General features: G+C 45.3%; 22 protein-coding genes. 4 read left to right on the forward strand and 18 right to left on the reverse strand.

The window, feature by feature from the left end:
- Window positions 1–6 precede the first annotated feature (6 nt).
- The 10 genes from rplV to dusA form a co-directional block, all read right to left on the reverse strand.
- On the reverse strand, window positions 7–339 hold the full coding sequence (gene rplV / locus CWI78_RS11565) for a 50S ribosomal protein L22 (protein ID WP_126783060.1): 333 nt from the start codon (window positions 337–339) through the stop codon (window positions 7–9).
- Window positions 340–352: 13 nt separating this feature from the next.
- Window positions 353–631, reverse strand: a complete 279-nt coding sequence (gene rpsS, locus CWI78_RS11570) for a 30S ribosomal protein S19 (RefSeq protein ID WP_011235149.1) — start codon at window positions 629–631, stop codon at window positions 353–355.
- 16 nt (window positions 632–647) lie between these two features.
- On the reverse strand, window positions 648–1,472 hold the full coding sequence (gene rplB, locus CWI78_RS11575; RefSeq protein ID WP_011235150.1) for a 50S ribosomal protein L2: 825 nt from the start codon (window positions 1,470–1,472) through the stop codon (window positions 648–650).
- 14 nt (window positions 1,473–1,486) lie between these two features.
- On the reverse strand, window positions 1,487–1,789 hold the full coding sequence (gene rplW / locus CWI78_RS11580) for a 50S ribosomal protein L23 (RefSeq protein ID WP_126782956.1): 303 nt from the start codon (window positions 1,787–1,789) through the stop codon (window positions 1,487–1,489).
- Window positions 1,786–2,391: a 50S ribosomal protein L4 gene (rplD, locus tag CWI78_RS11585; protein WP_011235152.1), complete on the reverse strand. Its 606-nt coding sequence runs from the start codon at window positions 2,389–2,391 to the stop codon at window positions 1,786–1,788. Before rplD ends, rplW begins: the two co-directional genes overlap by 4 nt.
- An 18-nt stretch (window positions 2,392–2,409) precedes the next feature.
- On the reverse strand, window positions 2,410–3,048 hold the full coding sequence (gene rplC / locus CWI78_RS11590) for a 50S ribosomal protein L3 (RefSeq protein WP_126782957.1): 639 nt from the start codon (window positions 3,046–3,048) through the stop codon (window positions 2,410–2,412).
- Window positions 3,049–3,086: 38 nt separating this feature from the next.
- Window positions 3,087–3,398, reverse strand: coding sequence for a 30S ribosomal protein S10 (gene rpsJ, locus CWI78_RS11595; RefSeq protein ID WP_053954198.1), 312 nt, complete (start codon window positions 3,396–3,398; stop codon window positions 3,087–3,089).
- A 209-nt stretch (window positions 3,399–3,607) separates the two neighbouring features.
- Window positions 3,608–4,831, reverse strand: coding sequence for a dipeptidase (locus CWI78_RS11600; RefSeq protein ID WP_126782958.1), 1,224 nt, complete (start codon window positions 4,829–4,831; stop codon window positions 3,608–3,610).
- Window positions 4,832–5,002: 171 nt separating this feature from the next.
- Window positions 5,003–5,260 (reverse strand): hypothetical protein, encoded by a 258-nt coding sequence (locus CWI78_RS11605; protein WP_126782959.1) that lies wholly within the window; start codon window positions 5,258–5,260, stop codon window positions 5,003–5,005.
- A 172-nt stretch (window positions 5,261–5,432) separates the two neighbouring features.
- Window positions 5,433–6,431 (reverse strand): tRNA dihydrouridine(20/20a) synthase DusA, encoded by a 999-nt coding sequence (gene dusA / locus CWI78_RS11610; RefSeq protein WP_126782960.1) that lies wholly within the window; start codon window positions 6,429–6,431, stop codon window positions 5,433–5,435.
- A gap of 152 nt (window positions 6,432–6,583) precedes the next feature.
- On the opposite strand from dusA, the gene zur reads away from it, so the two are divergent.
- Genes zur through CWI78_RS11630 form a run of 4 tightly spaced genes read left to right on the forward strand, consistent with a single transcriptional unit; the run spans window position 6,584 to window position 10,364 of the window.
- Window positions 6,584–7,027: a zinc uptake transcriptional repressor Zur gene (zur, locus tag CWI78_RS11615; protein ID WP_126782961.1), complete on the forward strand. Its 444-nt coding sequence runs from the start codon at window positions 6,584–6,586 to the stop codon at window positions 7,025–7,027.
- A 33-nt stretch (window positions 7,028–7,060) separates the two neighbouring features.
- Window positions 7,061–9,391 carry a M1 family metallopeptidase gene (locus CWI78_RS11620; protein WP_126782962.1) on the forward strand — a complete coding sequence of 777 codons (2,331 nt, stop codon included), beginning with the start codon at window positions 7,061–7,063 and terminating at the stop codon, window positions 9,389–9,391.
- Window positions 9,384–9,890: a DUF6702 family protein gene (locus CWI78_RS11625; protein ID WP_126782963.1), complete on the forward strand. Its 507-nt coding sequence runs from the start codon at window positions 9,384–9,386 to the stop codon at window positions 9,888–9,890. The genes CWI78_RS11620 and CWI78_RS11625 overlap by 8 nt, the downstream gene beginning before the upstream one ends.
- A 3-nt stretch (window positions 9,891–9,893) precedes the next feature.
- Complete coding sequence (locus tag CWI78_RS11630; RefSeq protein ID WP_126782964.1) at window positions 9,894–10,364, forward strand: chemotaxis protein CheX; 471 nt, start codon at window positions 9,894–9,896, stop codon at window positions 10,362–10,364.
- A gap of 6 nt (window positions 10,365–10,370) precedes the next feature.
- Here CWI78_RS11630 and dnaB read toward each other — a convergent pair whose 3' ends face one another.
- From dnaB to rpsF, 8 genes are all read right to left on the reverse strand, one after another.
- A complete protein-coding gene (gene dnaB / locus CWI78_RS11635) occupies window positions 10,371–11,765 on the reverse strand; it encodes a replicative DNA helicase (RefSeq protein WP_126782965.1) in 1,395 nt (464 codons plus the stop codon).
- A gap of 95 nt (window positions 11,766–11,860) precedes the next feature.
- The gene (locus CWI78_RS11640) at window positions 11,861–12,823 is read right to left on the reverse strand and encodes a DUF4097 family beta strand repeat-containing protein (RefSeq protein ID WP_126782966.1); all 963 of its coding nucleotides are present in this window, start codon (window positions 12,821–12,823) and stop codon (window positions 11,861–11,863) included.
- A gap of 13 nt (window positions 12,824–12,836) precedes the next feature.
- On the reverse strand, window positions 12,837–13,352 hold the full coding sequence (locus CWI78_RS11645; protein WP_126782967.1) for a hypothetical protein: 516 nt from the start codon (window positions 13,350–13,352) through the stop codon (window positions 12,837–12,839).
- Window positions 13,345–13,869 (reverse strand): RNA polymerase sigma factor, encoded by a 525-nt coding sequence (locus CWI78_RS11650; protein ID WP_126782968.1) that lies wholly within the window; start codon window positions 13,867–13,869, stop codon window positions 13,345–13,347. Before CWI78_RS11650 ends, CWI78_RS11645 begins: the two co-directional genes overlap by 8 nt.
- Before the next feature lie 136 nt (window positions 13,870–14,005).
- Window positions 14,006–14,458, reverse strand: a complete 453-nt coding sequence (gene rplI / locus CWI78_RS11655; RefSeq protein ID WP_126782969.1) for a 50S ribosomal protein L9 — start codon at window positions 14,456–14,458, stop codon at window positions 14,006–14,008.
- 41 nt (window positions 14,459–14,499) lie between these two features.
- Window positions 14,500–14,727 carry a 30S ribosomal protein S18 gene (gene rpsR / locus CWI78_RS11660; protein ID WP_011235166.1) on the reverse strand — a complete coding sequence of 76 codons (228 nt, stop codon included), beginning with the start codon at window positions 14,725–14,727 and terminating at the stop codon, window positions 14,500–14,502.
- A 10-nt stretch (window positions 14,728–14,737) separates the two neighbouring features.
- Window positions 14,738–15,037, reverse strand: coding sequence for a primosomal replication protein N (gene priB / locus CWI78_RS11665; RefSeq protein ID WP_126782970.1), 300 nt, complete (start codon window positions 15,035–15,037; stop codon window positions 14,738–14,740).
- A 24-nt stretch (window positions 15,038–15,061) separates the two neighbouring features.
- Window positions 15,062–15,412 (reverse strand): 30S ribosomal protein S6, encoded by a 351-nt coding sequence (gene rpsF, locus CWI78_RS11670; protein ID WP_126782971.1) that lies wholly within the window; start codon window positions 15,410–15,412, stop codon window positions 15,062–15,064.
- Between the last annotated feature and the right edge of the window lie 15 nt (window positions 15,413–15,427).

Here is a 15,427-nt window from a genome sequence, read left to right on the forward strand (position 1 = left end):
TATCTCCTAGCTATCTGACACGACCACAGTAATGTGGCTGGTGCGCTTAAAGATACGATCGGCACGGCCTTTCGCCCGTGGTTTGATGCGTTTCATAGTAGGACCCTCGTCTAAAAAGACTCGAGTTACTTTCAACTCATCAATATCCGCACCTTCGTTATGTTCCGCGTTCGCGATTGCTGACTCAAGAACTTTCTTGATTAAGCCAGCAGCTGCTTTAGGGCTGTATGCCAGGATATCCAGTGCTTTTTCTACTGGAAGTCCACGGATTTGGTCTGCGACCAAACGGCCCTTCTGCGCTGAAACGCGGGCAAATTGGTGTTTAGCAATTGCTTCCATCACTCTCTACCTCTTACCGTTTCTTCGCTTTCTTATCAGCAGCATGGCCGCGATAAGTACGGGTTGGCGCGAATTCGCCTAATTTATGACCGATCATTTCATCTGTCACGTAGACAGGAACGTGCTGACGACCGTTGTGAACAGCGATTGTCAGGCCGATCATATCTGGGATGATCATTGAACGACGGGACCAAGTTTTAATTGGCTTCTTTTCCCCGGCTTCCAACGCTTTCTCCACCTTATTTAGCAGGTGAAGGTCAATAAATGGACCTTTTTTAAGAGAACGTGGCATGTTTTATCCTCAACTCTTATTTGTTGCGACGGCGTACGATGAACTTATCAGTACGCTTGTTTTTACGGGTTTTGTAGCCCTTGGTCGGCGTGCCCCATGGCGTCACAGGATGACGTCCACCAGAGGTACGGCCTTCACCACCACCGTGAGGGTGATCAACTGGGTTCATCGCCACACCACGAACGGTCGGACGAATACCACGCCAGCGGTTTGCACCGGCTTTACCCAATTGACGCAGCATGTGTTCTGCGTTGCCTACTTCACCGATAGTTGCACGACCTTCAGACTGAACGCGACGCATCTCACCTGAACGTAAGCGAACAGTAACATAAGCACCGTCACGCGCAAGAATCTGGCAATAAGCACCCGCTGAACGAGCCATTTGTGCGCCTTTACCTGGCTGTAACTCTACCGCGTGAACAACACTACCCACAGGGATGTTGCGCATTGGCAGACTGTTACCAGGCTTGATTGGTGCATCAACACCAGACTGGATACGATCGCCTACTGATAGGTTCTTCGGAGCCAGAATGTAACGGCGTTCACCGTCAGCATACAAAACTAAAGCGATATTCGCTGAACGGTTAGGATCGTATTCAATACGCTCAACCTTTGCAGGGATACCATCTTTATTACGTTTAAAGTCGATTACACGGTAGTGGTGTTTATGACCACCGCCAATGTGACGAACCGTGATACGACCGTTATTGTTACGACCACCAGACTTGCTGTTTTTTTCCAGCAACGGTGCGTAAGGCTTGCCTTTGTACAGGTCCTGACCGACGACTTTAACGACGTGGCGTTGACCCGGAGACGTAGGCTTACTCTTAACTACAGCCATGTTTATTCCTCCTGTTACTCAGCGCCGCCAGAGAAGTCAATGTCAGCACCTTCTTGCAAGGCAACATACGCTTTTTTCCAGTCACTGCGTTTCCCGAAACGAGAACCAGTGCGCTTGGTTTTACCCTTCACGTTAACTGTACGTACGTTTTTGACTTCAACTTCAAATAATTTTTCGACAGCCGCTTTGATTTCGGTTTTAGTCGCATCAACGGCTACTTTAAAAACAACCGTGTTGTTATTTTCAGCAGTGTTGGTCGATTTTTCCGAAACGTGAGGTGCTAAAATCACTTTAAGCAAACGTTCTTCGCGCATCATGATAACACCTCCTCAAGCTGCTTGACGGCGTCAGCAGTCATCAGCACTTTCTCGAAAGCAATCAGACTGACAGGGTCAATACCCTGAACATCACGCACGTCGACTTTATGCAAGTTGCGAGAAGCTAAGAACAGGTTCTCATCAACTTCTTTTGTTACGATCAAAACGTCGTTCAGATCCATTTCTTTCAGTTTCGCTGCCAGTTGCTTTGTTTTTGGCTCATCAACACCAAACTTCTCAACAACAATCAAACGTTCCTGACGAATCAGTTCCGACAAAATGCTTTTAATCGCACCGCGATACATTTTCTTGTTGACTTTCTGGCTGTGATTTTGCGGTTTTGCTGCAAAAGTCGCACCACCAGAACGCCAGATAGGACTACGGATTGTACCTGCACGGGCACGACCTGTACCTTTTTGACGCCAAGGCTTCTTACCACCACCGGCTACTTCAGAACGAGTTTTCTGAGCTTTAGTGCCCTGACGAGCACCTGCAGCGTAAGCTACAACTACTTGATGGACAAGGGCTTCATTAAACTCACGTCCAAAGGTAGCTTCGGAAACCTCAAGAGCGCCTTTTGCGTCTTTCAATGTTAATTCCATCACTATTCTCCTCAGACGTTATGCCTTGACCGCTGGTTTAACGATCACATCACTACCGGTTGCACCGGGGACCGCACCTTTGATCAACAACAAGTTGCGTTCTGCATCAACTCGAACTAATTCAAGTGATTGCGTAGTGACTTGCTCATTACCCATCTGACCAGCCATTTTCTTGCCTTTGAATACTTTACCAGGCGACTGGTTTTGACCGATTGAACCCGGTGCGCGGTGAGACAATGAGTTACCATGAGTAGCGTCCTGCATGCTGAAGTTCCAGCGTTTCACAGTACCGGCAAAGCCTTTACCTTTTGAAATACCAGTAACGTCTACTTTGTTAACTTCTGCAAAAATATCAACAGTCAGTTCAGAACCTACTGCATAATCTTCGCCTTCGCCGTTTTTCAGGCGGAATTCCCAAAGACCACGACCTGCCTCTGTACCAGCTTTAGCAAAATGACCTGCTAAAGGCTTGGTTACACGGCTCGCTTTCTTCTCGCCTGTGGTCACTTGAAGGGCACGGTAACCGTCAGTGTCATCAGATTTAACCTGAGTCACACGGTTCGCCAGCACTTCGATCACAGTAACAGGAACAGAAGCGCCGTCTTCCTGGAAGACACGCGTCATTCCTACTTTACGACCGACTAGACCTATAGCCATTGTTAAAACCTCTCGTGTGTAATCCTATTACTGCCCACTTAACCCAAGCTGATCTGTACATCAACACCAGCTGCCAAATCTAAACGCATAAGCGCGTCAACGGTTTTGTCAGTAGGGTCCATGATATCAATCAGACGCTTGTGGGTGCGGATTTCGTACTGGTCACGCGCGTCTTTATTTACGTGTGGTGAAGTCAGCACGGTGAAACGTTCTTTCCGTGTTGGCAGTGGGATAGGACCACGTACCTGAGCACCAGTGCGTTTTGCAGTTTCAACAATCTCTGCAGTCGACTGGTCGATCAGACGGTGATCGAACGCTTTCAAACGAATCCGAATTCTTTGATTAGCCATAAATAAATCAAAGCCTCAATAAAAGAGCATTTAAAAAAGAGCACAGAAAATCACAACCTCCCTGGCACATACCGGGGGTGTGATGTTCTACGTCAAGCATTCAGTCCCCAATCGGGACTGTTGTCGAACGCCTTTTACACGGCAACTTGCCGATAAACTCAAAAGACGTGGCCGCGAATTATACCGATTCACGGCCTGCTGTCAAGACCTTAATGTATTTTAGCGTAGTCTTCGACCTGCTGCCAAACTCGCATTAAGTTACCGCCCAGAATCATTTCAACTTCTTTGTCTGAGTAGCCTCTATCCATAAGTCCCTGAACCAGGTTTGGATAAGTGGATACGTCTTTTAACCCGACGGGTAATGAATCACCGACGCCATCATAGTCGGAGCCAACACCTATATGTTCAACCCCAATCAAATCGCGCACATGGTCAATATGGTCTAAAACGGTATCTAAAGTCGCAAAGGGATACGGATTATTGGCTTCAATATCCTTAATGCGACGTTTTGCTTCGTCGCTATCTTCGCCATACTGCTCTTTTACTGCACTAATCCGCTTTTTCATCATATCGCGATAACGATTCGCCTGTTCCGCCAAAAATGATGAACCGAAGTTAATTTGGATAACCCCTTCATTTTCCGCCAAGGCTTTTAGCATGTCATCGCTCATATTACGCTCGAATCCCGGAGTATACGAACGCAGCGATGAATGCGACGCTATTACTGGCGCTTCACTAATATCAACGGCTTGGTAAAACGCATCATCAGAAATATGAGAAACATCGACCATAACGCCAACTTTGTTCATTTCTTTGACCAGTTCTTTACCGAAGGGGCTTAACCCATCCCACTGTCGGCGAATGTCATAAGAAGAATCTGAAATGTGATTAGATAACGAATGTGCCAGAGTAATGTAACGGATACCGCGCTCATAAAACATGTGTAAGTTATCAAGATCGCCTTCAATTGGGGTACCGTTTTCCATACCCAGAGCAATAGACATTAAACCTTGTTCCTTATTACGACGGATATCGTCAGTGCTATAAGCCATCGCGAACTTATCTGGCGCACGTCCGACAAGCGCTTCCATACCATCGATAAGTTCATGAGCCAGTTGAATACTGCCACCGCTTTCTTCATAAGAAGCAGGGATATAAATTGACATGAACGGAGCATCAAGGCCGCCTTCTACAGCACGGGGATAATCGAAATCCCCTTCTTCGGTGGCTTCAGTTACATTTTCCCACTTATCGTGGATTCGGTATGGCACGTCAATGTGCGTATCGATAAGAAGATACTGCTTGGCTAACCTTTCAGCTTTATCACTAGCGGTATACTTTGCCTGTTCCGGGCTACCTTCTGCAGGCTGGGCAGCTGTTGCACAACCAGTTATTACAGCCAGCACTGAAGCGGCTATCAGAGACTTAAACATACGTATTCCTCTTTTATTGTTATAACGGGATATACGCAGAGTACCAAAAGTCTAGCTATGCCGCATCAGTGATGCGCTGAAACTTATGACAGCGCCGACGACTAACGTTCCTAAAACCGGCGCGGTCAACCAAATGAGCCACCATTGATCCAATAAAATCATGGGGACTCCTTATTGAGCTTTCTTACTTTCTTGTTCTGATGCTTTATTTTGAACTTCAACTAATTGTAAGCTCGAAAATAACTCCAAAGCCCATTCCTGAATCGAGTCAGCAGCCGACTGCTTAATACTTTGCATACTTTCTTCAGACATTTCAGCAATCTGAGCTTGTAGCTCAGCAGCGATAGAATCTCTATTTTCATCGGCAGCTGATACCGAAGCACTGAACAACATAACACCACTGATGACACTTACGATTAACGCTTTCATGATTTTCTCCTTTGAATAAATGACAGTGCGTTAGTTAAGTCGCACTAAGTAATTCAAAGGTTGTGCCATCTTTTTAATTTTTATTAACCATTTGTTTTTATTGGTATTATTCTTAAAACAAGAAAAGCTATCGATTTCTAGAGTTAGTGTTTTTCACCAGTTTTTAGTGTATTTATGACGTTAATGATGAAACATGCTGGCTATGGTCATCACGAAACGCCAGTGCACCATAAAGGAGTTGTTCCGCACTCGAGGCTCGAGGACCTTTGACACTGAGGTACTGACGCCACCGTTTGCCTCCCGTCATTCCCTGAAACAACCCCAGCATATGCCGGGCAACGTGCCATGCACGGCCTCCCTGGCGGATGTGATTATCAATGTAAGGTATCATGGCAGTAACAACCGCTTCCCTGGTTAGGGTTGATTGCTCTAAGCTATTCAACTGATCCAACTGAGTTAACAACCAGGGGTTTTGATACGCCGCCCGTCCTATCATCACACCATGAACTTCAGCCAGGTGCCCTTTGACGTCATCAATAGTTAAAACTCCACCATTAATCGAGACTGGAACATCGGGGTATCTTTTTTGTGCCCGGTAAACGCGTTCATATTGCAGTTCCGGGATATCTCTGTTTTCTTTAGGACTCAGTCCTTGCAACCAGGCTTTACGTGCGTGCAAGGTCAATTGATCGGTACCGGCAGCGACAACCGCATCGGTTAATTCATACAGAAAATCATCGGAATCTTGGTGGTCAATCCCAAGCCGGGTTTTTACCGTTATTGGAATGTCGGTAACCGCTTTCATCGCTTTGACACAATCAGCCACTTTTACGGGTTCGGCCATTAAGCAGGCGCCAAAACTTCCATTCTGAACTCTATCTGATGGACAGCCAACATTGATATTAACTTCGTCATAACCACGCTCTTGTGCCAAAGCAGCGCAGCGGGCCATCGCGTCCGGTTCGGAGCCACCTAACTGGAGGGCAACGGGATGTTCTTCCGGGTTAAATGCGAGAAAGTCCTGCTGACCATAAGTAATGGCTCCTGTCGTCACCATTTCGGTATAAAGCAGGGCAGTCTGCGTTAGCAAACGATGAAAATATCGACAGTGACGATCAGTCCAGTCCAGCATAGGAGCCACAGAGAGCTTGTAAGAATATGGTAAAGCCAAAACATCCACCCAAAAGTTAATCAGTAAAGCCTGCAAACGCGTTACTTATTTTAACTCAGAATACAACGCTAAGCAGCCTCTTCCGTAAAACCCTTTTCCTTGCCTCTAAAACTCTCTACAATGGCAAAACTGATCTTAAACTGTAGTAACTAATGACAGCTCAAGAAGCGCAAAGACTCATACGTAAAGCAGAAACACTCTGCCAGCAACGCGGAGCCCGGCTAACCAATGCTCGCCGCGAAGTATTCGCTATACTCGCAGAACATTCAGGTGCTGTTGGGGCATACGATTTGCTGGATGAATTGCGTGAAGTTATGCCAAATGCAAAGCCACCAACCATTTACCGCGCTTTAGACTTTTTACAAGAGCAGGGCTTTGTCCATAAGATTACCTCATCAAACAGTTTTGTGCTCTGTTCACACTTTGATCATCAACACCCAGTACAAATGCTTATCTGTGACTCCTGTGGCGATGTTCAGGAGATCCAGTCCGAGGGGGTCTACGACGAGCTAAAGCACCAAGCAGAAGATCAAGGCTTTAAAGTTCAAAACCAAACTATAGAGGCTCATGGTTTGTGTACCAAGTGCCATTCATAGTAGCGCCATTAAATAATAACAATAGGTAAAAGAATGAAACTCAGTCATCTTATTGCTACAGCAGCGGTTTCCTTTGCCGTTAGCCAGGCAGCAACAGCTCAAGCGTTTGAAGATAAATTCCGTCAACTTAACGACGATAAGTTTCGCAGCCCAAATATCTACCGAACAGCTTCTGGAGCCCCCGGCCATGCCTACTGGCAACAAGAAGCGGACTACAAAATTCAGGTTGCGCTAGATGACGAGAATCAAAGCATTACCGCAGAAAGTACTATTACCTATACTAATAACTCACCTGATACCTTGCGCTATTTATGGGTACAGCTTGATCAAAACCGTTTTAAGAAAGACTCGATAGGGCCAAAAAGTAATGCTTCCGGGGATTTAGAGCGCGTTAGTTTTTCCCGCATGGAAAGTATGCTGACTCAGGAAAGCTTTCCAGCCGGTTATGAGCTTACCGAAATCAGTAAAGAAAATGGTGAACCGCTTGATCATTACGTTAATGACACGATGCTAAGACTTGATCTTAGCGAACCGTTGAAAAGTGGTGAAAGCGTTACCTTTAATATTAATTGGCAATTCAACATTATCGAAGCTGAAGTGCTTGGCGGCCGTGGCGGCTACGAATACTTTGAAGACGACGGTAATTATCTTTACGAAATGGCACAATGGTTCCCTCGTATGGCAGCATACTATGATGCTGAGGGCTGGCAGAATAAGCAATTCATCGGCAATGGTGAGTTCGCTCTTGAGTTTGGCGACTACCGTGTTGAGATAACGGTTCCGGCCGATCACATTGTTGCTTCTACCGGTGTTTTGCAAAATCCCAACCAGGTGCTCACGTCGACTCAACGTCAACGTCTGGAAGTTGCACGTAACGCGGACGAACCAATAAAAATTGTTACCGAAGAGGAAGCACTGGAGAACCAAAAGGAAGGAACCAGCGAAACCAAAACCTGGATTTTTGAAGCTGAGAAAGTTCGTGACTTTGCCTGGGCTTCATCGCGTAAATTTATCTGGGATGCTCAGGGCTACAAGAAAAACGACACCGATGTATTGGCTATGTCGTTCTACCCTGAGGAAGGCAATCCTTTATGGGAACGATACTCAACTGCTTCTATTATCCACACCATTGAGCATTACAACGACTACAGCTTTGACTACCCTTACCCGGTAGCAATTTCAGTCAATGGGCCTGTCGGTGGCATGGAATATCCGATGATCACCTTTAATGGTCCTCGCCCATACGTTGACGAAGACTCGGGTGAGAAGTACTACTCCAAACGTACGAAATACGGTCTAATTTCAGTTATTATTCACGAAATTGGCCATATTTACTTCCCTATGATAGTCAATACGGATGAGCGCCAGTGGACCTGGATGGATGAGGGAATAAACACCTATTTGCAATTTCTGGCTGAACAGAAATGGGAAAAAGACTACCCTTCCTGGCGCGGTGAGCCGCGTAACATTACCCGTTACATGGCCAGCAGTAACCAAATGCCCATTATGACCAACTCAGAATCTATCCTGCAGTTTGGTAATAACGCTTACGGGAAGCCGGCGACCGCTCTCAATATATTGCGTGAAACCATCGTCGGTCGTGACTTATTCGATTTCGCATTCCGCGAATACGCACAGCGCTGGAAGTTTAAACGTCCGACGCCGGAAGATCTCTTCAGAACGTTAGAGGATGCTTCAGGCGTTGATTTAGATTGGTTCTGGCGCGGCTGGTTCTACTCGACTGACCATGTCGACATATCGTTAGAACAAGTTCACCAATTAACTATTAACACGCAGGATCCGGAAGTTGAAAAAGCCTGGGCTGAAAAACAACATGATGCAGAGCCTGAATCTTTAACCACCAAGCGCAACGCCGATGTTAATTACAAAATTCATCAGCAACCGCACCTTGCTGACTTCTATAATGAAAACGACGAGTTTACGGTGACTAATGCAGACCGTAACGAATACAGAAAACTCATTGAAGGACTCAATGACGAGCAGAAAAAAATGCTGGAAAATGGCAGTAACTTCTACGTGCTCGACTTTGCTAACAAAGGCGGTTTAGTTATGCCTATTTTACTCGACCTTCATTACCAAGATGGTAGTAAGGAGCATGTCCGTATTCCTGCGGAAGTTTGGCGACGTTCGCCAGAGAGCGTCAGCAAATTGCTCATTCGAGATAAAACCCTGACTCAAGTCGTTGTTGACCCAAACTGGGAAACAGCTGACGTTGATACGGATAATAATTATTGGCCAGCTCGGGCTGTTCCATCAAGGATTGAGCTTTTTAAACGGAAAGACCGTAATAAAAGCATGATGGAAGACTACAATCAGGAGCTGGAGTCCGGAAACGATGACTAAAGTTGTTGCCGCTCTTGCTCTGTTATTAGCGCTGATACCCTCTGTGTCAGCGCACCGTTACTTTTTTGGGTTGACCGAAATCAGCTTTAACAAAAACACGCATGCTATGGAAATTGTCCATCAGTATACGTTGCATGACGTTCAGCAAGCACTGAAAAAGCGTTTGGGAAAAGAATTCAGGCTTGAGCAAAATGATGCGGAGAAGCAAATTCGTAACTGGGTAAATGAAAAGTTTCAACTCACTAATTCCCAGGGGGAAGCCGTTACACCAAGTTGGGTTGGTTTCGAAGCTGACTATCAAAAAATTTGGATTTATCAGGAAGTCCCTAAGCGTGATAACCTGTGCCAATGGAAGCTAGCCAACACACTTTTAATGAACAGCTTTTCAGCACAAGTAAATACTATCAATGTTGTTGATGACTATGGTAACCGTAGTCTAATTTTAACCATTGAAAACACATCTGACACAATTAAGTGCCAGCAAGCTATAAAGGAATAAACAATGAATGCCGAGTTCGTAAACCCATTTCTTCAAGCACTGCAAAATGTCTTGTCGATGATGGCACAAATGGAATTGAAACCCGGTAAGGCGCAGCTTAAAAAAGATGAATACGCTCGTGGAGATGTATCGGGCATCATCGGAATGGTCGGCCCACAAATTAAAGGGTCATTTTCCATATCTTTTGAAGAAAACCTGGCCTGCGAAATAATGAATAAAATGCTGGGTGAGCTGCCGGATTCAATCAACGAAGACGTATGTGACATGGTCGGTGAAATTACTAATATGGTCACCGGTGGAGCTAAAAAGAGCCTGGGTGAAAAAGGCTACGACTTCGATATGGCGACACCGATAGTCGTATCTGGAAAAGATCATACCATTTCGCACAAATCTGAAGGCTCAAAATTGATTATGCCGTTTAATCATGTCGCTGGGAAAGCCTATATCGAAATTTGTTTCGATAAGATCAAATAGCGACGATTAGTAACGGTCGTCGCTAATATTACGGGCATAGTTATCAAACCTTGATAGTTGCCCGTGGAACTTAAGTTCCACTTTACCAATAGGCCCGTTACGCTGCTTACCGATAATAATTTCCGCTAAACCTTGTTCCGCAGAGTCGGGATGATAAACCTCATCTCGATAGATAAACATAATGACATCGGCGTCCTGCTCAATTGAACCGGATTCACGTAAGTCTGAGTTAACCGGACGTTTGTCCGAGCGCTGCTCAAGTGAACGGTTAAGCTGTGAAAGTGCGACAACCGGTACTTCCAGTTCCTTCGCCAAAGATTTTAACGAACGCGAGATTTCAGCAATTTCCAGAGTTCGGTTTTCCGACATACCCGGCACTGTCATCAATTGAAGGTAATCCACCATAATCATAGAGATACCTTTGTGTTCTCTATGGATACGACGAGCACGAGAGCGAACTTCTGTAGGCGTTAAGCCTGAGGAGTCGTCGATATAAATGTTGTTCTTGTCATTTAGCATATTCATGACCGAGGCAATGCGCGCCCAATCATCATCTTCAAGTTTACCCGTACGTACTTTGTTCTGGTCAACTCGGCTCAGTGATGCCAGCATACGCATCATTAACTGTTCTGCTGGCATCTCTAAGCTAAATACTAACACCGGCCGATCATCGTTCAGTGCAATATTCTCCGCAAGGTTCATCGCGAATGTAGTTTTACCCATTGAAGGTCGGGCAGCTACTATGACTAAATCTGAAGGCTGAAGACCTGCAGTCATCTGGTCTAGATCAGTAAAGCCTGTAGAAACGCCTGTTACACCATTATTGTTTTTCAGTTTACTCAACTGCTCAATACGGCTTACCGTGCGTTGCAGAATAAGATTTATTCCTTGCGGGCCTTCACTTGAGCTGACTCGTTTTTCCGCTATTTGAAAGACTTTTGATTCCGCTAAATCTAGCAATTCTGCGCTACTTCGGCCTTGGGTATCATAACCGGATTCAGCAATGTCATTTGCTGCCCCAATCATTTCTCTTAATACCGCCCGCTCTCTGACGATGTTGGCATAAGCCAATATATTCGCCGCGCTGGGCGTATTTTTAGCTATTTCTCCAAGGTAAGCAAACCCACCAATTTGATCGAGCTCTCCGGATGTCTCCAGGTTTTCAGATACCGTGACCAAATCCATCGGCTGGCTGCGTTGAGCAAGCTCATGCATCGCTTTGAAAATAAGTCTATGGGAGCGATGGTAAAAGTCTTCTGCGATGACGCTGCCAGCCACATTATCCCACGCATCATTGTCCAGCATTAAACCGCCAAGGACGGACTGTTCTGCTTCAATTGAGTGTGGAGCTGAGCGCAGGGCTTCTATTGAAGCGTCGCGTTTTTTTGACTTTTCTGCCATGAGGAAAGTTGTCTCGCCAAGGGAAATAATAAGAGGGGATTACTATACAAAATCCCCTCTTATTTAGAAAGCGAAGCAAGACCTAACTGCAGTATTTAATTATTATCGAGCGTAATTTCACCGCTAACCGTTGTTGCGGAAACATCGGCACTGCCCTCACCGACTGAGAATTCAAGTCTTGACGATGGCCCCCATTCAGCTTCATTGGCTTTATCATCGGTTAACCGGTTGGTAATTTCACCGCCAGCATTAGACTTGATATCGAAACTCGAGTGGATATCGCCCATCCATTTAAACGTTAAATCACCACTCACTGAGCTGGATTCTAATCGAGCACTACCGTGTAAGCCAGCAGTCAATATGGCATCGCCACTGACGGTAGTCACTTTGCCTTTGCGTAACACTCCCGCTTTTACATCAATATCGCCAGATACCGACTGAACTGTCAATTCAGCAATAGAGTCGGACTGACTTGTAATATCACCGCTTACCGACTGATAGGTCGCTGACTCTGAACCATTATTCACATCCATTATGTCACCACTGACCGTCTCAAAGCGGACAGAACCAGAGAGATCTTCTGCATCAATATCGCCACTGACCGTCTTAAGCAGCACTCGATTTTTAATACTTTTAACCTCTATGTCCCCGCTAACCAGGCGAACTTCCAAACCGCCCTCAAATTCTTTAGCAGTGACGTCCATGGACACACCATTTACGCTAATATCCATAGATGACGGCAGGTAAATTTTTAGATCTGAGCCTTCAGAGTCGTCCGAAGACAAGTTGAAACCTCGTTGCTCAGGAACTTTTACGTTAATATGAACCCCTGTACCCCGCTGTTCAAAAACGAACGCCTCGGCTTTCTCATCAAGCTTTCCGACCACCCTAATTTCATCTTTATCGTTTACGATGAGTTCAACCTTTCCTCTCATATTATCAATGGACACCCTGGCTGCGGGGGAGACCGCTAGTGTTTCATCGACCTTTTCCTGGGCTGCAATAGCAGAACCGAACATAAGTAGTGATAAACCGACTATGGCTAATATCTTTTTCATTTTTAACTCCTGATTAGATTTCCTGTACGGACTGAGTCAACGTATAAGACTGATTCAGTAACTTTAATTCCTGCTCATTTACCCAACGCAGTAACTCTAATAAATTTGGATCGCCTGATGTTTCGCGCAAGGACTCAGTAATTTCTTGTCTGGCAAGTGCCAACTGAGTTAATTGCTCTTCTGTATTACCATTAATTTGACTGTAACCTGCTGTTTCATAGCCTACTCGCATACCATGCAATTGCACTTGTTGTTCTGCGTTCATTCTTTCGGCCAGTAAATAATAGCCCGTTACAGGGTTCTCCGGAGCCTGCAACACACTCAACTGCCACCCTGCCATAAAAGTGGTAATAGCAATACTTGCAGCTATAGCGCCATACCAAAAAGATTTTCCGGTTCTCTGATATCGCTTTGACCGATTAACGCGACTTTCTATCGCTGACCAAAACTCCCTTTTAGGGTCAATGCCTTGTTGCTTAATCAGTTCGAGTTGGCGGTCTAACTTTTGAGCTTTTTCGTTATCACTCATCTTGTAGCCACTCCTCTAAACGTTTACGAGCCCGATGAAACTGCGCTTTACTGGTACCGATAGCTATTCCCAGCCAATCAGCAATTTGTTGGTGAGATTCGCCTTGCAAGGCATGTAAAACAAAAACCTGACGTGTTTGTTCAGGTAACTTTAAAATCAGTTTATCCAATTGGCTCATATCAAGCCCGCCCTCACTCACCTGTTCTGAAACGTCATGACTGTCGGATGTTAACTTGGCAAACCATCGTTTCTGTTTACGCATTTCAGTTAAGCAGATATTCGTGGTTACGCGGTAAAGCCAAGTACTAAACTTAGAATCCCCACGAAAAGAGCCTAATTTTTGCCAGAGTTGCACAAAGACTTCCTGAACGAGATCATCAGCTAATGACTTATCAGCACACAGGCGCAACACTAATCCATACACTTGCTTTATATGTAAATAATACAGGCGCTGAAAAGCATCCACGTCACCTCGCGTCGCTAATAGCACATCCTCACTGGCTGGTTCACTTTGCAACGCTCTCTCTCCCTGGGTACGTTTTATTATTGGTATATTAGTTTAGACGACACGGATATAAGAAAGGTTTACGTGGGGAGAAACTTTCCCAAAAAAAAAGCTGCCAAAAGGCAGCTTTTTCAGAAAATAGAGAGGCTTATTCAGCCGCTACAACTTTCAATTTGATGTTAGCAAATACATCAGCGTGCAGGTGTAATTCGATATCAAACTCACCAACTTCACGTAATGTACCGTGAGGCATTAACACTTCGCTCTTCTTCACTTCAACGCCAGCAGCTGTTACTGCATCAGCGATATCGCGAGTACCGATAGAGCCAAATAGTTTACCTTCATCACCTGCTTTAGAAGCAATAGTTACTGTCTCTAAAGCATTAACTTTCTCAGCACGAGCTTCAGCAGCAGCTAATTGATCAGACAATTTAGCTTCATACTCAGCGCGACGTTGTTCAAACAAATCAACGTTGCTTTTCGTTGCTGGTACTGCTTTTCCTTGTGGGAAAAGAAAGTTACGTGCGTAACCTGACTTTACACTGACTTGATCGCCAAGGCTTCCCAAGTTAGCAATTTTATCTAACAAAATGACATTCATTTCTCGCTACCTCTACTTTTGGTAATCGAACCGGTGCTAGCTTACTGATGTGAATCAGTATAAGGCAGCAGTGACAAATAACGAGCACGCTTGATAGCGCGCGCTAACTGACGCTGATACTTAGCGGAGGTTCCAGTAATACGGCTAGGAACGATTTTACCAGTTTCAGTAATGTAGTTCTTAAGCGTAGCGATATCTTTATAATCAATTTCTTTTACGCCATCTGCTTTAAAGCGGCAGAATTTGCGGCGACGAAAAAAACGAGCCATGATGGTCTCCTTAAATCAATTCGAGATGCTGAGCATGAAGTACCAAACGAGGTGAGCCATTGCTATCCTCGTGACGGTGCAGAAAACCTTCTGCCAGAACTTCACAACCCACCGTCAATTTTTCTAACCAGTGTTGTAAACCTTCACCACTTAAAACGACTTGAATGCGCACATAAGATTGGCGACTCATACCGGCTTCCGGTTGCATAGACCGATGTTCAAGCACTAATTGTAAATGCTCAATACCTGAAGGACTGGTTTCCAGCTTAGGTACTTTGCCAAGTGTTCCGGTTAAATGCAGTCGATTCATAAGGGTTATAGAAAGTCAGCCAGCTTACGCGGCTTCACTGTCACCTTTACGATCTTCCTTCGGCTTAGTCAGCGGCGAAGGCTCTGTAATAGCTTCTTTCTTACGCATGATCATGTTGCGTAAGACTGCATCGTTAAAACGGAATGCAGTTTCCAGCTCTTCCACAACTTCTGCAGTCGCTTCAATGTTCAACAACACATAGTGCGCTTTATGCAGTTTGTTGATTGGGTAAGCCAATTGACGACGGCCCCAGTCTTCTAAACGATGGATTTCACCACCACCTTGCTTGATCGTTTCGCTGTAGCGCTCGATCATGCCAGGTACTTGCTCGCTTTGGTCCGGGTGGACCATAAATACGATTTCGTAATGACGCATTACAGTTTCCTTTTG

The organism is Idiomarina ramblicola, from assembly GCF_003987255.1.
Taxonomy (GTDB): Bacteria; Pseudomonadota; Gammaproteobacteria; order Enterobacterales; family Alteromonadaceae; genus Idiomarina; species Idiomarina ramblicola.

Bases quoted from the DNA above. Each gene is read 5' to 3' on its own strand.
- rplV (WP_126783060.1), bottom strand. From the start codon at position 339: ATGGAAGCAATTGCTAAACACCAATTTGCCCGCGTTTCAGCGCAGAAG.
- rpsS (WP_011235149.1), bottom strand. From the start codon at position 631: ATGCCACGTTCTCTTAAAAAAGGTCCATTTATTGACCTTCACCTGCTA.
- rplB (WP_011235150.1), bottom strand. From the start codon at position 1,472: ATGGCTGTAGTTAAGAGTAAGCCTACGTCTCCGGGTCAACGCCACGTC.
- rplW (WP_126782956.1), bottom strand. From the start codon at position 1,789: ATGATGCGCGAAGAACGTTTGCTTAAAGTGATTTTAGCACCTCACGTT.
- rplD (WP_011235152.1), bottom strand. From the start codon at position 2,391: ATGGAATTAACATTGAAAGACGCAAAAGGCGCTCTTGAGGTTTCCGAA.
- rplC (WP_126782957.1), bottom strand. From the start codon at position 3,048: ATGGCTATAGGTCTAGTCGGTCGTAAAGTAGGAATGACGCGTGTCTTC.
- rpsJ (WP_053954198.1), bottom strand. From the start codon at position 3,398: ATGGCTAATCAAAGAATTCGGATTCGTTTGAAAGCGTTCGATCACCGT.
- CWI78_RS11600 (WP_126782958.1), bottom strand. From the start codon at position 4,831: ATGTTTAAGTCTCTGATAGCCGCTTCAGTGCTGGCTGTAATAACTGGT.
- CWI78_RS11605 (WP_126782959.1), bottom strand. From the start codon at position 5,260: ATGAAAGCGTTAATCGTAAGTGTCATCAGTGGTGTTATGTTGTTCAGT.
- zur (WP_126782961.1), top strand. From the start codon at position 6,584: ATGACAGCTCAAGAAGCGCAAAGACTCATACGTAAAGCAGAAACACTC.
- CWI78_RS11620 (WP_126782962.1), top strand. From the start codon at position 7,061: ATGAAACTCAGTCATCTTATTGCTACAGCAGCGGTTTCCTTTGCCGTT.
- CWI78_RS11625 (WP_126782963.1), top strand. From the start codon at position 9,384: ATGACTAAAGTTGTTGCCGCTCTTGCTCTGTTATTAGCGCTGATACCC.
- CWI78_RS11630 (WP_126782964.1), top strand. From the start codon at position 9,894: ATGAATGCCGAGTTCGTAAACCCATTTCTTCAAGCACTGCAAAATGTC.
- dnaB (WP_126782965.1), bottom strand. From the start codon at position 11,765: ATGGCAGAAAAGTCAAAAAAACGCGACGCTTCAATAGAAGCCCTGCGC.
- CWI78_RS11640 (WP_126782966.1), bottom strand. From the start codon at position 12,823: ATGAAAAAGATATTAGCCATAGTCGGTTTATCACTACTTATGTTCGGT.
- CWI78_RS11645 (WP_126782967.1), bottom strand. From the start codon at position 13,352: ATGAGTGATAACGAAAAAGCTCAAAAGTTAGACCGCCAACTCGAACTG.
- rplI (WP_126782969.1), bottom strand. From the start codon at position 14,458: ATGAATGTCATTTTGTTAGATAAAATTGCTAACTTGGGAAGCCTTGGC.
- rpsR (WP_011235166.1), bottom strand. From the start codon at position 14,727: ATGGCTCGTTTTTTTCGTCGCCGCAAATTCTGCCGCTTTAAAGCAGAT.
- priB (WP_126782970.1), bottom strand. From the start codon at position 15,037: ATGAATCGACTGCATTTAACCGGAACACTTGGCAAAGTACCTAAGCTG.
- rpsF (WP_126782971.1), bottom strand. From the start codon at position 15,412: ATGCGTCATTACGAAATCGTATTTATGGTCCACCCGGACCAAAGCGAG.